The organism is Methylobacterium sp. Leaf466 (genome assembly GCF_001425565.1).
Lineage (GTDB): Bacteria > Pseudomonadota > Alphaproteobacteria > Rhizobiales > Beijerinckiaceae > Methylobacterium.
The window spans coordinates 26374-46432 of sequence record NZ_LMRC01000015.1 but is presented as its reverse complement, the minus strand read 5'-3'; the positions used below and the strand labels follow the sequence as shown (position 1 = coordinate 46432).

Below are 20059 nucleotides of genomic sequence, written 5' to 3'. Positions count from 1 at the left end.
GGGTGCGCACCCTGACCCTGCCCGACGTCTACCAGGACCACGACACCCCCGAGCGCATGTACGCCCAGGCCGGCCTCGACACCGACGGCATCGTCAAGGTCGTCACCGGCGCCCTGCCCGAGCGCAAGGGCAAGGCGCACGGCGGCAACGTCGTCTCGGTGGGGCGACGCCCGCGCTGAGGCGTCCCGCGAGGCGCGGGACGCCCGACCGCGTCCTACTTGATGACCGCGCAGGCGATCCGCGCGCCGGCACCGCCGATCGGCTGCGTGGTGTGATCGTCCTCGTTGGCATGGATCACCAGGGCCGACCCGTCCCCGTCCTTGAGCCCGCCTTCGCCGGTCAGTGGGGTATCGCTCGACACCTCGGCGTTCACGGACCCGTCGGCGGCGGCATGGACGTTGGGCAGGTCGCCCTCGTCGGGCCCGTCCGTGTTGAGCAGGCCGTGCTTGCTCTGGTCGTGGTTCACATGGGCCTTCGATTTCGCGAAGCCCTCGGGGTCCGAGCAATCGCCCACCGCATGGAAATGCAGGCCGTGCCAGCCCGGCGGCAGCCCGCCCGGCCGGATGGTGAGGCGCAGCACCAGGGCGTTGGCCCCGTCGCGGATCACGATCCGGCCGATGGCCTCGCCCTTGCCGTCGACGACGTCGCTCTCGACGGTGGGGATCGCGGGCGGAGGCGTCTGGGCCAGGGCGGGCATCGCGACCAGCCCGGCTGCGAAGGCAGCGCCGAGGGCGCCGCGAACGACCGTCGGCATGGCGTGTGTCATCATGGATGTCTTCTCCTGTCCGCATCGGCGCAGCGCCCGGGCCGGTGGCCGCCACGGGTCGCTCATGTGGCTCCACGGTCGGGCGAGGGCAACGCCCGGAGGCCCCGCGCGCGCGATTCTGGACGCGACGGCCCGAACTCCCTAAGGTCGGCGGCCAGGACGGCACAGGGGCACATCGGGTTCCGGCGACCGCTTCGAGACAGCCCGGGGGCCGCGCGATGACGATCCGACCGAGTTGGCGTTTCGGACTGGCGGCGGCGAGCCTCCTCCTCGGCCTGCCGGCCGCGCTCGCGCAGTCGGAGGTGCCGTCGAGCGGCGAGCGGCCGTGGACCGACCCGCCGTCGCGGGACGGCCCGGCCCAGGCGGGTCCGGTACGGCCCGCTCCCACGCCGGCCACGCCCTCTCGACCCGTCGCACCGCAGGCGGAGGCCGCACCCGCCGCCGCCGCGCCCGCTCCCCGGGCCACCCGTGCGGACACGCGGGCCGTTCGGCCCCGGCAGGCCTCTCGCCCGAACCGGGATGCGCGCCGGCAACGGCTCGCCCAGCCCCCCTCGCGCCGCGCGCCCGTCGCGGTCGCGCCGTCACGGCGGCGCATCCTCGCCGAGGTGCCGCCGGTCGGTCGGTTCCGCGACGACGGGAGGGGGGATCGCCTGGCCCGGATCAGGGCGGCGGAAGAGGCCGGCTACCTCGTGATCCGCTCGCGCACCATCGAGCTGCCGGACGGCCGCCGCCTGCCCAGCTACGCCCCCTACGAGGGGGAGGACGCCGACGATTGACCTTTTAGGACCGGCCCGCTGCGGCGAGCCGATCGCCTGACCGTGACGGCGTCAGCCAGTGGCGTCCCGCCAGGGCGCGAACCAACCCAGTCCCGCCAGGGTCCCCGCCCGCGGGTTGTACTCGCAGCCGACGAGCCCGTCGTAGCCCAGGCGATCGAGCTCGGAGAAGACGAAGCCGTCGTCGAGTTCGCCGGTACCGGGCTCGTTGCGGGCCGGTACGCCCGCCACCTGGACATGGCCGATCAGCGGCAGAAGCCGGGCGAGCCGCGTCGTCACGTCCCCGTGCAGGATTTGCGCGTGGAAGACGTCGAACTGGAGCCTGAGGTTGGCCAGCCCCTCTCCCTGCAGCTCCCGCACGAGGTCGGCGGCGGCCTCGACGTCGTCGAGGAAATAGCCCGGCATCGATCGCCGGTTGATCGGTTCGATCAGGAGGTCGATGTCGTGGGGCGCGAGCCGGCCGGCGGCATGGCGCAGGGCGCGGCGGTAGGCGCCCGATGCCGCCGCATCCCGCCGGTCGGCGAGGCCGGCCATCAGGTGCAGGCGCCGGGTGCCCGTGGCGAGCGCGTAGGCGAGCGCCGCCTCGACCCCCGTCGTCACCTGCGCGAACCGATCCGGCAGGGCGGCGAGGCCGCGCTCGCCCGCCGCCCAATCGCCGGGCGGCATGTTGAACAGGGCGAGTTCCAGGCGATGCTCGGCGAGACGCGCGGCGATCGCCCCGGGCGCCTCGGCATAGGGAAACAGGCATTCCACCGCTGAAAATCCCGCCTGCGCCGCCGCCGCGAAGCGGTCGAGGAAGGGATGCTCCGTGAACATCAAGGTGAGGTTGGCGGCAAAGCGCGGCATCGGGATCGCCTCCGGCGCGGACGGGGGTGAGTGGAGTCCTAATCGCGGATCAGCTTGCCCGAGTAGACCACCGGGCCGGTGGGCTGGCCGGTGGGCGAGCCGCCCGGTGGCTCCACCGATACGGCGAAGAGCCCTTCTGGGTTCGCCTCTCCCTTCGGCAGGGTCACCCTGCGGGCGGATCCCCCGATCACCCCGAGTGTCTTGGGCGCGCCGCCCTCCACGTACCAGAGTTCGAGGCTGCGCCCGTCCGGTGTCTCGGCCGCCACGGGCCGCACCTGCGCGGTGCCGGCGGCGAGATCGACGCTGACGATGAGGGCCGGCGACTCGCCGCTGCGGCTGACCACCGCGACGTAGCGCGGCTCCCCCCGACCCACGGGCCAGGCGCCGACCGCCACGAACAGCGCCAGGCCCGCCGCGAGGCCACCAGCGGCCAGCGCGGTGCCGCGCCAGAGGCGGACCTGGCGGGCGAGGGCGGCGACGCGGTTGTCGTTGGCGGCCGACGTTCGGCGCCGCCCGGGCAGGCTCGCGGCGATCCGCGACCAGATCCCGGCATCGGGCACCACGTCCGGACCGACGGAATCGAGCGGGGCCAGCCGCCGCTCCCAACCGCGCACGGCCGCCTCCGTCGCCGGATCGAGGGTGCGTTCGAGGTCGAGGGCGGCCCGCTCCGCGGCGGGCAGGGTGCCCAGGACGTATTCGGCCGCCCGCAGGTCGCGCTCGTCGTCGGGCCCCCCGGTCACGAGGCCGGCTCCAGGCAGCCGCGCAGGGCGGCGAGCCCCCGGTGCAGCCACGTCTTGATGGTGTTGACCGGCCGGTCGTAGCGCGCGGCGAGTTCCTCGCGCGAATAGCCCTCGCAATAGGCGAGCACGATGCAGTCGCGCTGCGTCTCGTCGAGGCGCTGCAGGCAGGCGCGCAGGGCGTCCCGGCCCAGGATCGCGCCTTCGCTGTCGTGAGGGTCGGCGAGCCGTTCCACCCAGTCCTCCCCGTCCTCGGTCACCGGCCCCTGGACCTCGCCCTTCCGGCGGACGACGTCGATCGCCCGGTTGCGGGCGATGGCGCACAACCACGCGAGCGGCCTGCCGGACTGGGGGTCGTACGATCCCGCACTCTGCCAGACCCGCAGGTAGACGTCCTGGAGGACGTCCTCGGCCGCGGCGCGATCCCTCTGGATACGCGAGATCACACCGTAAAGTTTCGGCGCGGTGAGATCGTAGAGGGATTTGAGGGACTGCGCGTCGCCCTGCGCGACCGCGCTCATCAGCCGGAGCAGCGTGGCATCGTCACGCACGGGGCGAACCATCCTCTCCCACACGACGATCGGCCTCGCCGGGCGCGATCGGACGACCCGGACTTGCCACGGCCGCCGGCCGTCTCGTGTCCGGCTTCCTCGTCACGGTCAAGGTAGGGCAAGCGTGGCCCTCCCGCCACCGTCCCGCCGCCGATCCGGTGTGGGCGGCATGGGCGCGGTCGATGGCCGGCAACGGAATTTTCCGGGGCCGCGTCGGCGGCGCGCCTGTCGCTGCGGCGACCGGCGACCTACCTTGGGAGATCGGACGACAAATCGGCGGGATCGGGCAGGGAGACGAAACGGCATGGCCACGCAGGGAGACTGGAAGATTCCCGCCGCCGTGCAGCCCAAGGCTGCGGATTACGGATACGACCTCGAGCGGGCGCTCACCGCCGTCGTCTCGCTTTCCACGCGGGTGCCGCCGGAGGCCTTCTCCGCCGAGACCCTGGGCACCGAGCGGGCCGGCAACGGCGTGGTGATCGGAGAGGACGGACTCGTGCTCACCATCGGCTACCTGGTGATGGAGGCCGAGACCGTGTGGCTGACCACCCACGACGGCCGCTCGATGCCCGGCCACGTGGTCGGCTACGACGCGGTCACGGGATTCGGCCTCGTCCAGGCCCTGGGAGAGCTCGGCCTGCCCGTCCTGGCTCTCGGGCGCTCGGACGCGATCAAGGTCGGCGACAAGGCCGTGGTGGCCGGGGCCGGCGGGCGCCAGCGCAGCGTCGCGGCCCAGGTGGTCGCCCGGCAGGAGTTCGCCGGCTACTGGGAATACCTCCTCGACGACGCGGTCTTCACCGCGCCCTCCCATCCGCACTGGGGCGGCACCGCGATGCTGGGGGCCGAAGGGCAGCTCCTGGGCATCGGCTCGCTGCAGCTGCAGCAGGGCGGCACCGGCGGACCCCGGGCGATCAACATGATCGTGCCCATCGACCTGCTGCCGCCGATCCTCGACGACCTCACCCGGCGCGGGCGCGTCGACCGGCCGGCCCGGCCCTGGCTCGGCCTCTATGCCAGCGAAGGCGAGGGCTCGGTGGTGGTGATGGGGCTGGCCGACGACGGCCCGGCCGAGAGCGCCGACCTGCGGGCGGGCGACGCCATCGTCGCCGTGGCCGGCGAGCCGGTGGCGGATCTCGCCGGGTTCTTCCGCCAGGTCTGGGCGCTCGGCGAGGCCGGGGTGCGGGTACCGCTCACCGTCCAGCGCGACGGCAAGACCCTCAAGCTCTCGGTCACCTCGGGCAACCGCGAACGCTTCCTCGTGAGCCCGCAGCTGCACTGACGCAGCCGGCGGCCTGCACTGACGCAGCCGGCGGCCTGCACTGGAGGCGTGACGGGGTCGGGGAAGGGAGCGGCGGTTGCCCCGGTCCGGCGAGGGAGCTATCCCGTGGCCATGACGCACCCCATCCACATCATCGGCGGCGGGCTCGCCGGCTCGGAAGCCGCCTGGCAGATCGCGCAGAGCGGCCATCCGGTCGTGATCCACGAGATGCGGCCCGTGCGCGGCACCGAGGCGCACCAGAGCCAGGATCTCGCAGAACTCGTCTGCTCGAACTCGTTCCGCTCGGACGACGCCAACGGCAACGCCGTCGGCCTGCTGCACCAGGAGATGCGCACCCTCGGCTCGCTGATCCTGCGCGCGGGCGACGCGCACCAGGTGCCGGCGGGCGGGGCGCTCGCCGTCGACCGCGAGGGGTTCGCCAGGGCCGTCACCGCCGCCCTCGAAGACCACCCGCTGGTGACCATCGCCCGCGAGGAGATCGACGGGTTGCCGCCGGCCGACTGGGGTCGGGTGATCGTCGCCACCGGGCCATTGACGTCGCCGGCCCTGGCGCAAGCGATCCGCGGGCTGACGGGCTCGGACGCGCTCGCCTTCTTCGACGCCATCGCGCCGATCGTCCACCGCGAGTCCATCGACATGGGCAAGGCCTGGTTCCAGTCGCGCTACGACAAGGTCGGGCCCGGCGGCACCGGCGCAGACTACATCAACTGCCCGATGGACCGCGCGCAATACGACGCCTTCATCCAGGCGCTGGTCGGCGGCGACAAGATCGCCTTCAAGGAATGGGAGGCCTCGACGCCGTATTTCGACGGCTGCCTGCCGATCGAGGTCATGGCCGAGCGCGGCCCCGAGACCCTGCGCCACGGCCCCATGAAGCCCGTCGGCCTCACCAACCCGCACGACCCCACCGTGAAGGCCTGCGCCATCGTGCAGCTGCGCCAGGACAATGCGCTGGGCACCCTCTACAACATGGTCGGCTTCCAGACGAAGCTGACCTATGCCGAGCAGGTGCGGGTGTTCCGGACCATCCCGGGCCTCGAGAACGCCGAGTTCGCCCGGCTGGGCGGCCTGCACCGCAACACCTACCTCGACAGCCCGCGCCTGCTCGACGCGACGCTACGCCTGAAGGCCGAGCCGCGCCTGCGGTTCGCCGGCCAGATCACCGGCTGCGAGGGCTATGTCGAGAGCGCCGCCACCGGCCTCGTGGCGGGCCTGTTCGCGGTGGCCGAGATCGAGGGACGGACGTTGCCGACCCTGCCCGCGACCACGGCACTGGGCGCCCTCATCGGCCACATCACCGGCGGCCACATCGGCGTCGAGGAAGCGGGCAGCCCGCGCTCGTTCCAACCGATGAACGTCAACTTCGGCCTGTTTCCGCCGCTCACCGAGGCGATCAAGGGCGAGGAGGGCCGCCGCCTGCGCGGGCCGGAAAAGGCGGTGGCCAAGAAGCGCGCACTCACCGACCGGGCGCGGGCGGACCTGGCGGGCTGGACCGGCTCATGGGCGCCGGCGAGGGTGGCGGCGGAATAGCCCCCGCCCGTCGGCATCAGTCCTGCGGAGGCAACCGGCTTTGCGGAGGATGGCGCCGGTCGAAGCTGTCGGCTGCCAGCTTGAGCGCCGCCAGCCCGCCGACGATGAGGGCCGCGGCTACAGCCGCGATCTGCAGGGACAGCGTCATCGCAGCCGCGATCCCTCAACTCGGTTCGATCACGTAGATGCGCCGGCCGGGCCGGTGGCCCTCGTCGCCGGTATCGCGAAAGCCGACCTTGCGCAGCAGGCCGAGCGAGGCCGTGTTCTCGGGCCTGCACTCGGCGACGACGATGCGATGGGGGAAGCGCTCGCGCAGCAGGCCGAGCACGCCGGAGACCGCCTCGCTGCCGAAACCCTGGCCGCGATGGGCGCCGCCCATCCAGTAGCCGATCTCGACGGCCTGGTCGCCGCGCAGGTGCGTGCCGACGATCCCGACGAGCACGCCGTCCTTGCGGCGCACGCCGAGGAAGCGGTCCTTGATCGGCTTCTTGCCGCCGACGAGGCGCCGGGCATGGTCGAGGGTGAAGGGGTCGGGCAGGAAGTCCACCGCGCCGGTGATGGCCGGATCGGCGGTGATCGCCTGGACGGCGCCCGCGTCGGCGGGCACGAGGCCCGCGATCCTCAACCGCTCCGTCTCGACGACGGGCAGATTGGCCAAGGTATAGCGCGAGGCGAGGGTCTTGAAGAACATGGCGTCCATGTGGGGCATGGCCGCGGTTAGGGGAAGGCGGATTCGTCCGCCTTCCCTTCGGTCGTGGCCCGCCCCGTCGGACCGGGGCGGGCCATGCCCTTACGGGTGGATCACCATCGCGGTGAACGGATAGACGTAGGCCTGGAGCATCACGAGGCCGCCCACGAGGCAGGCGAGCACGATGGAGTGCCAGAACACGAACCGCAGGATCTTGCTTTCCTGCCCGTAGTAGCCCGTGGCGGTGGAGGCGACGACGATCGACTGGGCGTCGATCATCTTGCCCATGACGCCGCCCGACGAGTTGGCCGAGGCCATCAGGATCCCCGACAGGCCGAGCTGTTCCGACGTGATCTTCTGGAGGCCGCCGAAGAGCACGTTGGAGGCCGTGTCGGAGCCCGTCAGCGCCACGCCGAGCCAGCCGAGCAGGGTGCCGAAGAACGGGTAGAGGATGCCGGTGCCGGCAAACGCCAGACCCAGGGTGGCGTCCACGCCCGCGTAGCGGGTGAGCACGCCCAGCGCCAGCATCGCCGCGATGGTGATGATGGAGTAGCGCAGGACCCAGATCGTCTCGAGATAGGCCGTCACCAGGCGCCAGGGCGAGAACCGCATCAGCAGGCCGGAGAGGATCGAGGCGAACAGCACGCCGGTGCCGGTGTAGGACATGTAGGTGAAGTTGAAGACGGCCGCCTCGGGGTGCGCCGTGGCCACCACCGGCGGCACCTTCATGATGACGTTGTGGAGACCCGGCACCTCGTACTTCCAGGTGAAGATCGGGTTGACGATGCCCTTGAACCAGCCGGTCCCCCAGATCGCGACGATCACCGAGAGGATGATCCACGGCACCCAGGCCATGAAGATCTCGCGCGAGGTGGCGGTGCGGGTGCCCGCGTTGAAGCTCGGCACCTCGGCGCCGGGGACGCCGGCACCCAGGGCCGCCGGGCGGCGCTCGGCCATGTAGCCGATGGAGGGGTCGTTGCCGCGCAGGGCCGGCGAGGTCCAGGGCGTGGCCGGGCTCCACACCTTGAGGAACAGCACGAGGGCGCCCATCGAGATCAGCGAAGCGCCGATGTCGACGATCCAGGGGTTGATGTAGTTCGAGATCGCGAACTGGGCCACCGCGAAGGAGACGCCGCAGACCGCGATGGCCGGCCACACCTGGATCATGCCGCGGAAGCCCGCGAACACCCAGATCAGCCAGAACGGGACGATCACCGAGAAGAACGGCAGCTGCCGCCCGATCATCGCGCCGAGCACATAGGGGTCGTAGCCGGTGACGGAGGCGAGGCCGGCCACGGGGGCGCCCAGCGCCCCGTAGGCGACGGGTGCGGTGTTGGCGATGAGCGAGAGGCCGGAAGCCGCCAGCGGCGAGAAGCCGAGACCGATCAGGATGGCGCCGGTGACCGCCACCGGGGTGCCGAACCCACCGGCACCCTCGAAGAAGGCACCGAAGGCGAAGGCCACGAGCAGGAGCTGGATGCGCCGGTCCGTGGTGATGCCCGCCACCGACTGCTGCAGGATCGCGAACCAGCCCTTCTCCACCGTGAGCCGGTAGAGGAAGATGACGTTGAGGATGATCCAGCCGATGGGGAACAGGCCGAGCGCCACGCCGTAGGCCGAGGCGCGCAGGGCGAGGTCGGTGGGCATGCCGAACAGGACGATGGCGACGAGGAGCGCGATCACCAGCGAGAGCACCGCCGCGATGTGCACCTTGACCTTGCCGCTGGCGATCATGCCGAGCAGCGCGATGACCGGCAGGGAGGCTGCGAAGGTCGAGAGCCAGGGGCTCCCGAACGGATCGTAGACTTGATTCCAGGTTTGCAAAGCCGTGACTCCTCCCGACGCGGGCCGTCCTCGCGGCGCCGGTCGGGGTGCTACCAGAGGAGGTTATGCGGCTCAACGACGGATGTTCGCCGGGGAGGAAATTGTATGCACCTGTCCCGCCGGCGCCTCAGCGCGCCCTGCGCGCCGCCCGCCACAGGCGCCACAGGCGGCGCCAGCGCGGGATCGCGACGACGGTGTTGAGAGGCACGTAGCCCGGTCGCTCCATCGCGGCGAGGTAGGGCTCGACCAGGGCGACCGGCAGGAACGCGGCGCGTGCGGCCGGCGCCAGGCCGGCCAGGCCGGCGGCGTGGGCGTCGAGGTGGCGCCGGGCCAGCGCCCGCAGGTCGGCGGTGGCGCGCAGGAGCCCCGGCCCGCCGCGGCCGGTGACGATGTCCTCGCGGGTGACGCCGTAGGGCCTGAGGATGTCGGCGGGCACGTAGACCTGGCCCTGGCGGGCGTGCCACGGCAGGGCCCGCAGCAGGCCGGTGACGCCGTAGGCGACGCCGGCATGGCCGGCGGCGGCGGCTCCCCCCGGCTCGGCCCCGTCGCACAGGACGAGGCTGGCCAGCCGGATGAGCGAGGAGGCGGTCTCGCCGCAATATCCCTCGAGGTCGTTCACCCGCGGCATCGGATCGTCGTAGAGGTCGAACACCCGTGCATCGATGAGATCGACGAAGGGCTGTCGCCCGAGGCGGCGCTTGACGATGGCGTCGTCGAGGGCGGCGGCCACCGGGTTGGCCTTGACGTCGCCGCGGGCCTCGCCCTGGAGGGCGTCGCGCCACCATTGCAGCCGGATCTCGCCGGCCATCGGGTTGGTCACCGCCTCGCGCACCCGGGCGATGGTGAGGCTGAAGGCATAGATCGCGAACAGATGCGGCCGGAACGCCGCCGGGGCGAACAGGGTGGCGAAATAGCGGTCGGGGTCGCCCTCGCGGACCAGGTCCTCGCAGTGCCGGAAGGCGAAGGCCAGGCCCTCGCCGGCGGCACCGGCGGTCTCGGCTTTCGTGGTCATGGCACCGCCACCAGGGCGGCGGCGACCTTGCGGTTCTCGGCCATCAGGATGTTGTAGGTGCGCGCCGCCGCCCCCGTCTGCATCACGTCGAGGCCGACCCCGGCGTCCTTGAGCCAGCGCCGGAGCGGTTCGGGCAGGGGCACGATGTCGAGGCCGGTGCCCACCAGGAGGAGCTCGACCTCGCCGGCCGCCAGCTGGACCGGGCGCAGGGCGTCGCGGTCGATGGTGCGGGCGTCCGCCACGTCCCAGGCCCTGACGCCGGAGGGCAGCATCAGGATGGAACCGCGATGCGACATCTCGGCGAAGCGGAAGCCGCCGTTACCGTAGGCGTCGATGAGGTGGCGACCGGGGACGAAGCCGTCGAGGAGGCTGCCGGACGCCATGGCCCCGGCTACTCCGCCGCCTGCGGCACGCGGGTGGTCGGCCGCGCCTGGGCCTTCACCCCCGACAGCATCAGGCCGAGGTAGATCAGCACCGGCGTCGAGACGAAGATCGCCGAATAGGTGCAGATCACCACGCCCGCGAGCATGACCACGGCAAAGCCGTTGATCGCCTCGCCGCCGAACAGGACCAGGGCCAGCAGCGACAGGAAGGCCGAGGTGCCGGTCATCACGGTGCGCGACATCGTCGAGTTGATCGACAGGTTGAGCAGTTCGACGGTGGGGATGGTCTTGTAGCGGCGCATGAGCTCGCGGGTCCGGTCGAACACCACGACGGTCTCGTTGAGCGAGTAGCCGACGATGGTGAGGATCGCGGCGATCGAGGTCATGTTGAACTCGATGCGGGAGATCACGAAGATGCCGATGGTGAGCACGATGTCGTGGAGCGTGCCGACGATGGCGCCCAGCGCCAGTTCCCGCTCGAACCGGAACCACAGGTAGAGCAGCACCGCCAGGACGGAGAGCACGACGCCCAGGGTGCCCGACTGAACGAGTTCGCCCGAGACGCGCGGCCCCACGGTCTCGGTGCGCCGGAACTCGAAATCGGCGTCGAAGGCCGCGTGCGCCTTCTGCATCACGGCGGTCTGCCCCTGCTCGCCGGGCTGAAGCGGGAAGCGCACCAGGATCTGGCCCTCGCCGCCGAGTTCCTGGACTTCGGTCTCGCCGAAGCCGAAACCGTTGGCGGTGTGGCGCACGGCCGCCACGTCCGCCGTCTTCGACTTCGCCTGCAGTTCGACGAGGGTACCGCCCTTGAAGTCGATGCCGAAGTTCAGCCCGATCGTCAGGAACAGGACCACGGTCGCCACCGACATGAAGGCCGAGAGCGGGAAGGTGAAACGCCGGAACCGCATGAAGTCGAAGTGCGATTCATCGGGCCAGAGGCGGAGCAGGCGCATGGTCGGTCTCGAGTCCGTCAGCGAGGATGTGGGCGGTGCCCCTCCTCCATCAATGGGGCGAAACGCCCGCGGGTCAGAACGGCGCGGCGTCCCGGCAGAGGCAGGCCCCTGCCCGAGGAAGCCGTCCGCCGTCTAGAACGGCAGGGCCTTGGGCCGGGCGTAGTTGTACCACAGTGCGATCATCATGCGCGTGAGGGTCACGGCGGTGATGACGGTGGTGAGGATGCCGAGGATGAACACCACGGCGAAGCCCTTCACCGGGCCCGAACCGAGGAAGAACAGGATCACGGCGGCGATGGCCATGGTCGAGTTCGAATCGATGATGGTGGCGAACGCCTTGTCGAAGCCCGCCTGCAGGGCCGAGACGATGGAGCGGCCCGCCCGCACCTCCTCGCGCACGCGCTCGTAGATCAGCACGTTCGAATCCACCGCCGTGCCGATGGTGAGCACGATCCCGGCGATGCCGGGCAGGGTCATGGTCGCCTCGAGCACCGACATCAGGCCGAGGATGAGGCCGACGTGGACGATGAGCGCGATGTTGGCGAAGAAGCCGAACACGCCGTAGGTGGCGAACATGAAGGCGATGACCAGGACGCCGGCGGCCAGCGTCGCCCACTTGCCGGCCTCGATCGAATCCTTGCCGAGGCCGGGGCCGACGACGCGACGCTCGACGGCGGTGAACTTGGCGGGCAGGGCGCCGGCGCGGAGCAGCACCGAGAGTTCGTTGGCGTCCTTGACCGTGAAGTTGCCGGTGATCTGGCCCGAACCGCCGGTGATCGGGGTGTTGATGCGCGGGGCGGAGACGACCTCGTTGTCCAGCACGATCGCCATGCGGCGGCCGACGTTCTCCGAGGTCGCCTGACCGAAGCGCTGGGCGCCCTTCAGGTTGAACTTGAAGCTGACCATCGGCTCCTGGGTCTGCTGGTCGAAGGCCGGCTGCGCGTCGGTGAGATCGCCGCCCTCGGCCATGATCCGGCGCTCGACCGGGACCCTGGCGCCCTTCTCGTCGCGGGACGGCAGCAGGTCGACGTCGCCCGACGGGCTGTCGGACAGCATGCGGAATTCGAGCTTGGCGGTCTTGCCGACCAGCGTCTCGAGGCGCTGCGGGTCCTGTTCGCCCGGGACCTGGACCAGGATGCGGTCGGCACCCTGCTGCTGGATCGAGGGCTCCAGCGTGCCGGTGCTGTCGATGCGGCGGCGGATGACCTCGATGCCCTGGCTGACGGCCCGGCGGGTGCGATCGCCGATGCCGGCGTCGGTCAGGACGAGGCGGATGAGGCCGTCGGGCTGCTCGGTCACGTCGACGGTGCGACCGCCGCTCTGGCCCACCAGCGGATTGGAGATCGGCAGGGACAGTTCCTGCAGCTTGGGCATGACCTTGGCGCGGGCCGCGGCATCCGAGATGCGGACCTGGACGCCGCGCGGGAGCAGCTGGATACCGCCCTCGGCGCGCACCGATTCCGTCTGCAGGATACGCCGGACGTCGTCGCGAAGGCCCTTGGCCTGCGACGAGATCAGGTCGTTCTGGTCGACTTCGAGCAGGAGCTGCGATCCGCCCTGAAGGTCGAGCCCGAGCACGATCGCCCGGGTCGGCACGATCCAGCTCGGGAACCAGCTCGGCAGCGAGGCCATGAAGCCCTTGCGCTGCTCGGGCGAGAAGAAGCTCGGCACGGCCAGGCTCAACCCGATCAGGATGATCGCGAGGGTCGTGACGATCTTTGTTCGCGAGAAGCGCAGCATCCGCCCGTTCCGTTGTCTTCTTGGCGATGCCGGGCGTTACGCCGGCATCCTCAGGCTCTGTCTCAAGACCGCCGAACGTCAGGCGGCCTTGACCGGGCCGCCCTTGACCCGGACTTCCGAGACCATCGTGCGGACGATCTTGACGCGCACGTTGGGCGCGATCTCGACCTCGAGTTCGGAGGCTTCGTCGGAGACCTTGGTGACGCGGCCGACGAGGCCGCCGGTGGTGACGATGGTGTCGTCGCGGCGCACGTTCTTCACCAGGGCCTGATGCTCCTTCACCCGCCGCTGCTGCGGCCGCAGGATCAAGAAGTACATGATGACGAAGATGAGGACGAACGGCACCACCTGCAAGGCGATGTCCGCTCCACCGGCGGCGGGGCCGGCCGCTTGCGCGAAGGCGGGGGTGATCAGCACGCGGTACTCCTCATGAATGGGAACAGCCGGCCACGCGGCGCGCCGATGGCGGGCGGCCGGGCCGGTCGAAAAGCGCGCGGACTATAGCCACGGGGGACCCGAAAGCAACGCCGCCCGTCCGGCCGAGCGATGGCGCCGGTGATTTCCGAGGTGCGACCCGCTAAGGAGGCGGCTTTCCGCCAGGGTGCCTGGCGCCACGGACGCCACACGATGACCGCCTCACTGTCGAACGATCCCGGCGATGCGCTCGCCGCCCGGCTCCTGCCCCTCCTCGAACGCATCGCCGCGGCCCTGGAGCGCGCCGCCCCCGCAGGGTCGCCGCCCCCCGACCTCACCGCCGCCGACGCCTTCCTGTGGGGGGCCGAGCGCCGGCTGATGCCGGTGCCGCGGGTGAACCGTGTCGCCATCGGCCTGCTCACCGGCATCGACCGGGCCCGCGACACGCTGATGGCCAATACGCGACGCTTCGCCGACGGCCTGCCCGCCAACAACGCCCTGCTCTGGGGTGCGCGCGGCATGGGCAAGTCGTCGCTGGTCAAGGCCGTCCAGGCCGAGATCAACGCAACCCGCTCTCAAGGAGAGCGCCCCCTCAAACTCGTCGAGATCCACCGCGAAGACATCGAGGCGCTGCCCGACCTGATGGCGGCCTTGCGGGCCGACCCGCACCGCTGGATCGTGTTCTGCGACGACCTGTCCTTCGACGGGGACGACACCTCCTACAAGTCGCTCAAGACCGCGCTCGACGGCGGCATCGAGGGCCGGCCGGAAAACGTCCTGTTCTACGCCACCTCCAACCGCCGCCACCTGCTGGCCCGCGACATGGTCGAGAACGAGCGCTCCACCGCCATCAACCCCGGCGAGGCGGTGGAGGAGAAGGTCTCCCTGTCCGACCGCTTCGGCCTCTGGCTCGGCTTCCACAAGTGCAGCCAGGACGACTACCTAGCCATGATCGACGCCTACGTGGCGCAACACGGCCTCCGGGCGGACCCGGCCACGGTCCGGGCCGAAGCGCTGGAATGGGCCGCCACCCGCGGTTCGCGCTCGGGGCGCGCGGCGTTCCAGTACATCCAGGACCTGGCGGGGCGGCTGGGGCAGACGCTGGGGTGATACGGTTTGCCGCTTGCATCAAGCGTGAACCGTATCACCGAGCCCGGGCGGCGCCTGAGCGAAGCCCATGTCCGCATCACGACGTGATCAACCGGAAATGGCATGAGGAGGGACTCAGGGCAGGTTCATCGGCGCCGTGGTCCCCTCTCCCCCACGAACCACCGCAAAAGGAGATCGCGATCCGTGAGACGTCTCTTCGCCTGTTCCATCCTGGCCCTGCTGACGACGACGGCGGCCCACCCCGCGTTTGACGCCGGCACCGCGAACGGGATCGCGACCCGTCCGATCGTCCTGGTCGGGGATGACGACGACGACGACCGCGGCCGAGGCTACGGCCAGCGCCGGTATCGCGGCGGCGAGGTCTATCGCGACCGGCGGTTCGGCGACCGCGACCGCGACGATCGTGGCCGCGAGCGGCGGCGCTCCCGCGACGACGACGACGACGACGACGACGATTAGGATCGGCTCGCCGGACCGGCCTCAGGCCCGAGGCAAACGGCGAGAAGCCTCCGAACGGCAAGAAGCCTCCAAATGTCGAAAAGCCTCCGAACGGACCCGTTCGGAGGCTTTTCGTCTGTCGTCGCCGGCCACCGAGGGCCGGGGGCGGTTGTCAGTTGCTGGCCAGATGCGGCATCGGGTCGACCGGGGTCGCGCCCTTGCGGATCTCGAAGTGCAGCTGCGGCGAGGTCACGTTGCCGGTGGCGCCGGACTTGGCGATGGTCTGGCCGCGCTTGACCTTCTCGCCGGGGCGGACGTCGAGTTCGCCGTTGTGAGCGTAGGCCGAGACGTAGCCGTTCGAGTGGCGCACCAGCACCAGCTTGCCGTAGCCCTTCACGTCCGAGCCGGCATAGGCGACGGTGCCGTCTTCGGCCGCCTTCACCGGCGTGCCCTCGGGCACCGCGATGTTGATGCCCTCGTTGCCCGAGGACCCGTAGCCGGTGATGACGCGGCCCTTGGCCGGCCAGCGGAACGACTGGTCGGACGCGGCCGGGGCGACCGAAGCCGTGGTGGCGGGTTCGGCGGGCGCCACGGCGGCCACCTTCACCGGCGTCGCCTTGGCGGCGGCCTCGGCGGCCTTGGCGTCGGCGGCAGCGGTCTTGGCTTCGGCCGCGGCCGTCTTGGCCTCGGCGGAGGCCGTCTTGGCCTCCGCCGCCTTGCGAGCGGCGTCCTTGGCGGCTTCGGCGCGGGCGGTCTTGGCCTCAGCCTCGGCGGACTTGCGCGCGGCCTCGGCCTTCGCCTTGGCGGGATCGGACTTGGCGGGATCCGACTTGCCCGAATCCGACTTCGCCTCGACCTTCGGCTCGGCCTTTATCTCGATCTTGCGGACCGTCTTGTCGGTCTTCGTCTCGGATTTGGCGTCCTTCGGCTCGACCTTGGCCACGGCCTGGCCGGGCCGCACGTGCTTCTTGGCCGCCGCGTCCTTGGCCGCGTCCTTGGCGACTTCCTTGGCGGTCTCCGCCTTGGTCTCGGCCGCCTTGCGGGCCGCCGTGGCCTCGGCGAGCTTGCGGTCGGCCACGATCTTGCGCGCCTCGGCGAGCTTCTTCTCGTCCGCGAGCCGGTTGGCCTCGACGAGGCGCTTGGCCTCGGCGAGCCGCTCGACTTCGGCCGCCTTGCGGGCGGCCTCGGCGGCGCGCTTCTCGGCGGCCTTGTCGACGACCTTCTCGGCCGCCTTGGGCGAGAGGGACATCGGCGGCGGGGCGGGACGCGTCGCGGTCCGGCCGGCGTCGGGGTTCAGGCCCGAGACCATGCCCCCCGACACGGGCGCCATCGGCTCGGCGGAGGCGACCCGCGTCGAGGGGGACAGCGGTGCCGTCGCCGTCGGGCGGGGCGACATCCGCATGCCGGGAGAGGCCAGGGCCTCGGACTCGACCCGGCCCGTGCGGATCGGGGCGCTGGGCCCTTCCTCGGGCAGGCTGCCGGTGGCGGCGGGCTCGCTGGAAGAGGAAGCGAAGGGATTCCCGAAGGGGTCCCCCAGTCGCGAAGCATCCGATGAGCAGGCGGCAGCTCCGCTGCCGATCACTCCGATGAGAGCGAAGCGCGACAGCGTCTTCATCCCTCGACCAGTCCCGCGAACCCGCATCGACGCACCCGTTAGCCTGACGCAACTTGATGACGTCATTCAAACGGGATTCAGGTTAAGCAACCGTTCCTGCCGACCCCATTTCCGCCCCGATCGGATTCTCAGTGCTGCGGGGTCGTGGTGAACCCGCCCGCGCGGATGCGCTCGGGAAACCCTTCGGCGTAGCGGGCGGTCGCCTCCTCACCGTAGGTGGTGACCAGTTCCTGGAAGGCCGCGAACAGGGCGGCCTGGGCCATGCAGTCCCCGTCGAGACCATCGAGGCAGCCTTCCGCGAACGCTTCCGAGACGTAGCCGAGCGCGGCGCGCTTGTCGTCGATGTCGGCCTCGAAGGGGGAAGGGGCGGTTTCGGTCTGCATGGGGTCGCCACATCGTTTCGCGCCGCCTGACGGGTCGGCGGCCGGTGCGGAAACCATAGGCCGGGTCGCGAAGGCCGGGAAGCCAGGAATTGCGAAGGGGTTAACGCCGAGGCTCGAATTGCGCGGATCGTGTTGACGGTACCGCCATGTGGCACGGGCGCCACAGCGCCCGGCCTCGCACTTCGCTCACCCGCCGAACCGTCCGGCCAGGGACTGGGACAGGCGCTCGCCCTCGGTCACGAAGCGGTCGGCGGCCAGGGTCGCTGCCGGCGTGCAGACCCGGTAGGTGAGGGCATAGCCGCGGTAGCCGCGGTTGTAGGCGCCCGCGAGGCGCTCGCGGCGGCCCTGCGTCACGCCCTCGGCCTCCATCAGCGCCGCCATCCGGGTCGGCCATTCGCCGGCGTCGGGCGCCTTGCACAGTCCCCTCAGGAAGGCCAGGGCGCCGATGATCTCGGAGAGCCGCATCAGGTCGCGGTCGTAGGGGGCCGCCGGCGGCTCGGCCTGCGGCGGCGGCTCCTTCTCGGCGGGCCTATTGTCGGCTGGCTTGGGCGCCTGGCGGGCCGGCGGGCGCGCCTGGGCGATGACGGGCGCGGGCAGGGCCAGGGCGAGGCTCAGGGCCGCCACGCATGCGAGCGCCAGCGGGTTCCTCACCGCGGTTCCGCCCAGCCTGCGGCCCGGCGCGCGAACGCCTCGCCCAGGGTCTCGGCGAGGCCGGGCGTGGTCTCGAGGCCGGCCACCTCGGCCAGGGTGGCCCAGCGGACACCGAGCGCCTCGGGGCCCGGCACCGGCTCGCCGCCGCGCCACAGGGCGGCATGGGGATGGATCACGTAATGGTGGCGCAAGCGCCCGTCGGCCCCGTGCAGGATGATCTCGGTGGGGGTGAGGGGACCCAGGACCTCGGCCTCGACGCCGACCTCCTCGCGCAGTTCGCGCAAGGCGGCCGATGCCAGGGTCTCGCCCGGCTCCACGAGGCCGCCGGGCAGGGTCCAGACCCCGCGCAGGGGTTCGTTGGCCCGGGCGGCCAGCAGCACCCGGCCCTCGCGCAGCACGGCGATGGAGGCTCCCACGAAGGGCCGGGTCGGGAACAGACGTGCGTCCACCTCGCTCACGGGGCGATCACCGCCACGCGCCCGTCGGCGAGCCCGACGAGGAGCGGGGCCTTGGGGCCGCGCCCGAGGGCGGACAAGCCGAACCCGGCCGGCGCCGGCAGGGCGATGCGCGCTCCCTCGCGGAACCCGTCCGTCAGGCCGAGGACGACGACGGCACCGCGGTCGGACGAGGCCAGCGCGAGCTCGGGACGGCCGTCGCCGTCGGTATCCACCAGGGCGGCGAGATCCGCTTGTGCCGCGCCCGCTCCCCGGTCGGTCAGGCCCGGCGCTTCCCCGAGGAGGCGGAAGGCGCCCGCCTCCCAGGCCCAGAGCTGGAGCAGGCCGCGACCGCCCGGCGCCAGCACGGTGGCGACCCGGACGGGGCCGTCGCCCGCGGAGGCGGCCACGGCCGCGATGTCGAGGTCCCCCCCGGCCTGCGGCGGCGTCCGTCCCAGCACCTCCCAGCCGGTGCCGGTCTTGCCCACCGCCGCCAGCACCGCGCCGTCGCCCTGCGCGATGACGCCGAACACGAGGGTGGCCGCGCCGGCCCGCGCCGCGTGCGGACGCGCGGGCGCGAAGGCGGCGCCGGATCCGGCCTCGACCGGATGGGTGGCGATCGGCACGGCCTTGGGCTCGGCGCTCATGGCCACCGGCTGGCGTTCGCGGATCGTCAGGGAGGGCCCGGAGGCGCTGGCGGCGAGGTGGGCGCTGACGGGCCCCAGCACCGCCCCCCGCGAGCCGGGCAGGGCGCCCCGCGGCGTCTCGGCCGCGATCAGGCCCTCGATCGCCTCGGCCCCGATCAGGGTCGTCTCGATGCGCCCGTCCCGCAGGCTGAGGGCGGCCCCGCCGCCGTCCCCCCACACCACCGTCACGGGAGCGTCCTCCGGCTCGGCGCCGAGCGTCGCCTTGGGGTCCGAACGTTTGGGACGCGCCAGGGTCAGGAGGCCCGAGGTCGCCACGGAGACCGAGACCGCGCTGCCGGGGCCGCGCATGGCGCGGGCCGCGAACGGCAGGTCGAGGAGGGTGACGGTGGGCTCGGCGAGGGCGCCGGCGGTGGACATCAGGACAGCCAGCAGCGCGAGGGCGCCGCGGTCAGACATGCTGTCCGCCGTTGATGTGCAGTTCGGCGCCGTTCACGTAGGACGAGGCCTCGGTGCACAGGAAGTAGATCGCCTTGGCGACCTCGTCCGGCGTGCCGAGCCGCCGCTGCGGGATGCCGGCCACGATCTTGTCGGTGCCCGGCGACAGGATGGCGGTGTCGATCTCGCCGGGGGAGATCGCGTTGACGCGCACGCCGAGCGGCCCGAAATCGCTGGCGAGCTCGCGGGTCAGGCCGGCCAGGGCCGCCTTCGAGGTGCCGTAGGCCGCCCCCGCGAAGGGGTGGACGCGCGAGCCGGCGATGGAGGTGACGTTGACGATGGAGCCCTTGGCGCGGGTGAGCTCGTCGCACAGGCCCCGCGCCAGCAGGAGCGGCGCGAACACGTTGACCTGGAACACCTTGCGCCAGTCGCCGAACTCGGTGGCGATGGCGCCGAGGCGGTCGCCGTTGGCGCCCTTGGGCGAGATGCCGGCGTTGTTGACGAGGGCGTGCAGGAGGCCGCCCTCGTCGGCCAGGCGCCCGGCGACCTCGGCGATGCCGCGCATGGTGTCCTCGGGGTCGGCCAGATCCACCTGGAGATGGTCCTCGGGTCCCATCTCCCACGGGCAGTTCTCGGGGAAGGCGTGGCGCGAGCAGGTGATCACCCGCCAGCCGGCGGCCGAGAAGCGCTTGACGGTGGCGTGGCCGATGCCCCGGCTCGCCCCCGTGAGCAGCATGACGCGCCGACGTTCGTTGACGGATGTGGCCAAGGCCGTTCCTCATGGGATCGCGGGCGGCCGCTCCCGTCCCGGTTCGCCGCCGCGCCGCACAGGTCTAAGCCGCGGGGCGCG

23 protein-coding genes are annotated in these 20059 nt (G+C 71.8%); 5 read left to right on the top strand and 18 right to left on the bottom strand.

Features of this window, described 5'->3' with window-relative positions; all coding sequences use genetic code 11:
- Positions 1 to 214: 214 nt before the first annotated feature.
- Positions 215 to 697, bottom strand: coding sequence for a superoxide dismutase family protein (locus ASG59_RS08650; RefSeq protein WP_244472489.1), 483 nt, complete (start codon positions 695 to 697; stop codon positions 215 to 217).
- Between the two features lie 287 nt (positions 698 to 984).
- On the opposite strand from ASG59_RS08650, the gene ASG59_RS08645 reads away from it, so the two are divergent.
- A complete protein-coding gene (locus ASG59_RS08645) occupies positions 985 to 1542 on the top strand; it encodes a hypothetical protein (RefSeq protein ID WP_056408264.1) in 558 nt (185 codons plus the stop codon).
- Positions 1543 to 1593: 51 nt separating this feature from the next.
- On the opposite strand, the gene otnI is transcribed toward ASG59_RS08645, so the two are convergent.
- Genes otnI through ASG59_RS08630 form a run of 3 tightly spaced genes read right to left on the bottom strand, consistent with a single transcriptional unit; the run spans position 1594 to position 3673 of the window.
- Complete coding sequence (gene otnI, locus ASG59_RS08640; protein WP_056408261.1) at positions 1594 to 2385, bottom strand: 2-oxo-tetronate isomerase; 792 nt, start codon at positions 2383 to 2385, stop codon at positions 1594 to 1596.
- A gap of 38 nt (positions 2386 to 2423) precedes the next feature.
- Positions 2424 to 3125 (bottom strand): anti-sigma factor, encoded by a 702-nt coding sequence (locus tag ASG59_RS08635; protein WP_056408259.1) that lies wholly within the window; start codon positions 3123 to 3125, stop codon positions 2424 to 2426.
- Complete coding sequence (locus tag ASG59_RS08630) at positions 3122 to 3673, bottom strand: sigma-70 family RNA polymerase sigma factor (protein ID WP_056287169.1); 552 nt, start codon at positions 3671 to 3673, stop codon at positions 3122 to 3124. The genes ASG59_RS08635 and ASG59_RS08630 overlap by 4 nt, the downstream gene beginning before the upstream one ends.
- Before the next feature lie 304 nt (positions 3674 to 3977).
- On the opposite strand from ASG59_RS08630, the gene ASG59_RS08625 reads away from it, so the two are divergent.
- Both ASG59_RS08625 and trmFO read left to right on the top strand, forming a co-directional pair.
- Positions 3978 to 4952 (top strand): S1C family serine protease, encoded by a 975-nt coding sequence (locus ASG59_RS08625; protein WP_056408257.1) that lies wholly within the window; start codon positions 3978 to 3980, stop codon positions 4950 to 4952.
- A 105-nt stretch (positions 4953 to 5057) separates the two neighbouring features.
- Positions 5058 to 6482, top strand: coding sequence for a methylenetetrahydrofolate--tRNA-(uracil(54)-C(5))-methyltransferase (FADH(2)-oxidizing) TrmFO (trmFO, locus tag ASG59_RS08620; RefSeq protein ID WP_244475675.1), 1425 nt, complete (start codon positions 5058 to 5060; stop codon positions 6480 to 6482).
- A 16-nt stretch (positions 6483 to 6498) separates the two neighbouring features.
- Here the strand turns inward: trmFO and ASG59_RS21420 are convergent, their stop codons facing one another.
- From ASG59_RS21420 to yajC, 8 genes are all read right to left on the bottom strand, one after another.
- A complete protein-coding gene (locus tag ASG59_RS21420) occupies positions 6499 to 6630 on the bottom strand; it encodes a hypothetical protein (protein ID WP_277996108.1) in 132 nt (43 codons plus the stop codon).
- A 15-nt stretch (positions 6631 to 6645) separates the two neighbouring features.
- Positions 6646 to 7173 carry a GNAT family N-acetyltransferase gene (locus ASG59_RS08615; protein WP_056408267.1) on the bottom strand — a complete coding sequence of 176 codons (528 nt, stop codon included), beginning with the start codon at positions 7171 to 7173 and terminating at the stop codon, positions 6646 to 6648.
- 99 nt (positions 7174 to 7272) lie between these two features.
- Positions 7273 to 8994: an L-lactate permease gene (locus ASG59_RS08610; RefSeq protein ID WP_056408251.1), complete on the bottom strand. Its 1722-nt coding sequence runs from the start codon at positions 8992 to 8994 to the stop codon at positions 7273 to 7275.
- Between the two features lie 127 nt (positions 8995 to 9121).
- Complete coding sequence (locus ASG59_RS08605; RefSeq protein WP_055883347.1) at positions 9122 to 10006, bottom strand: phytoene/squalene synthase family protein; 885 nt, start codon at positions 10004 to 10006, stop codon at positions 9122 to 9124.
- Positions 10003 to 10389 (bottom strand): MTH938/NDUFAF3 family protein, encoded by a 387-nt coding sequence (locus tag ASG59_RS08600; protein WP_055883350.1) that lies wholly within the window; start codon positions 10387 to 10389, stop codon positions 10003 to 10005. The genes ASG59_RS08605 and ASG59_RS08600 overlap by 4 nt, the downstream gene beginning before the upstream one ends.
- An 8-nt stretch (positions 10390 to 10397) precedes the next feature.
- Positions 10398 to 11342, bottom strand: coding sequence for a protein translocase subunit SecF (gene secF / locus ASG59_RS08595; RefSeq protein WP_056286798.1), 945 nt, complete (start codon positions 11340 to 11342; stop codon positions 10398 to 10400).
- Positions 11343 to 11474: 132 nt separating this feature from the next.
- Entirely contained in the window at positions 11475 to 13082 is a 1608-nt protein-coding gene (gene secD / locus ASG59_RS08590) for a protein translocase subunit SecD (protein WP_055883358.1), read from the bottom strand.
- Between the two features lie 78 nt (positions 13083 to 13160).
- The gene (yajC, locus tag ASG59_RS08585) at positions 13161 to 13496 is read right to left on the bottom strand and encodes a preprotein translocase subunit YajC (protein WP_055883457.1); all 336 of its coding nucleotides are present in this window, start codon (positions 13494 to 13496) and stop codon (positions 13161 to 13163) included.
- 213 nt (positions 13497 to 13709) lie between these two features.
- On the opposite strand from yajC, the gene ASG59_RS08580 reads away from it, so the two are divergent.
- Together ASG59_RS08580 and ASG59_RS08575 are read left to right on the top strand one after the other, a co-directional pair.
- Complete coding sequence (locus ASG59_RS08580) at positions 13710 to 14606, top strand: ATP-binding protein (RefSeq protein ID WP_056287175.1); 897 nt, start codon at positions 13710 to 13712, stop codon at positions 14604 to 14606.
- A gap of 183 nt (positions 14607 to 14789) precedes the next feature.
- On the top strand, positions 14790 to 15065 hold the full coding sequence (locus ASG59_RS08575; RefSeq protein ID WP_056408248.1) for a hypothetical protein: 276 nt from the start codon (positions 14790 to 14792) through the stop codon (positions 15063 to 15065).
- 151 nt (positions 15066 to 15216) lie between these two features.
- Here ASG59_RS08575 and ASG59_RS08570 read toward each other — a convergent pair whose 3' ends face one another.
- From ASG59_RS08570 to ASG59_RS08545, 6 genes are all read right to left on the bottom strand, one after another.
- Positions 15217 to 16659, bottom strand: coding sequence for a M23 family metallopeptidase (locus ASG59_RS08570; protein ID WP_082528693.1), 1443 nt, complete (start codon positions 16657 to 16659; stop codon positions 15217 to 15219).
- Between the two features lie 128 nt (positions 16660 to 16787).
- Positions 16788 to 17042 carry a hypothetical protein gene (locus ASG59_RS08565; protein WP_055883370.1) on the bottom strand — a complete coding sequence of 85 codons (255 nt, stop codon included), beginning with the start codon at positions 17040 to 17042 and terminating at the stop codon, positions 16788 to 16790.
- Positions 17043 to 17228: 186 nt separating this feature from the next.
- Positions 17229 to 17693, bottom strand: coding sequence for a TIGR02301 family protein (locus ASG59_RS08560; RefSeq protein WP_055883375.1), 465 nt, complete (start codon positions 17691 to 17693; stop codon positions 17229 to 17231).
- The gene (locus ASG59_RS08555) at positions 17690 to 18142 is read right to left on the bottom strand and encodes an NUDIX hydrolase (RefSeq protein ID WP_082528694.1); all 453 of its coding nucleotides are present in this window, start codon (positions 18140 to 18142) and stop codon (positions 17690 to 17692) included. The genes ASG59_RS08560 and ASG59_RS08555 overlap by 4 nt, the downstream gene beginning before the upstream one ends.
- 5 nt (positions 18143 to 18147) lie before the next feature.
- Positions 18148 to 19230, bottom strand: coding sequence for a hypothetical protein (locus ASG59_RS08550; RefSeq protein WP_056408239.1), 1083 nt, complete (start codon positions 19228 to 19230; stop codon positions 18148 to 18150).
- The gene (locus ASG59_RS08545) at positions 19223 to 19945 is read right to left on the bottom strand and encodes an SDR family oxidoreductase (RefSeq protein WP_055883387.1); all 723 of its coding nucleotides are present in this window, start codon (positions 19943 to 19945) and stop codon (positions 19223 to 19225) included. Before ASG59_RS08545 ends, ASG59_RS08550 begins: the two co-directional genes overlap by 8 nt.
- Between the last annotated feature and the right edge of the window lie 114 nt (positions 19946 to 20059).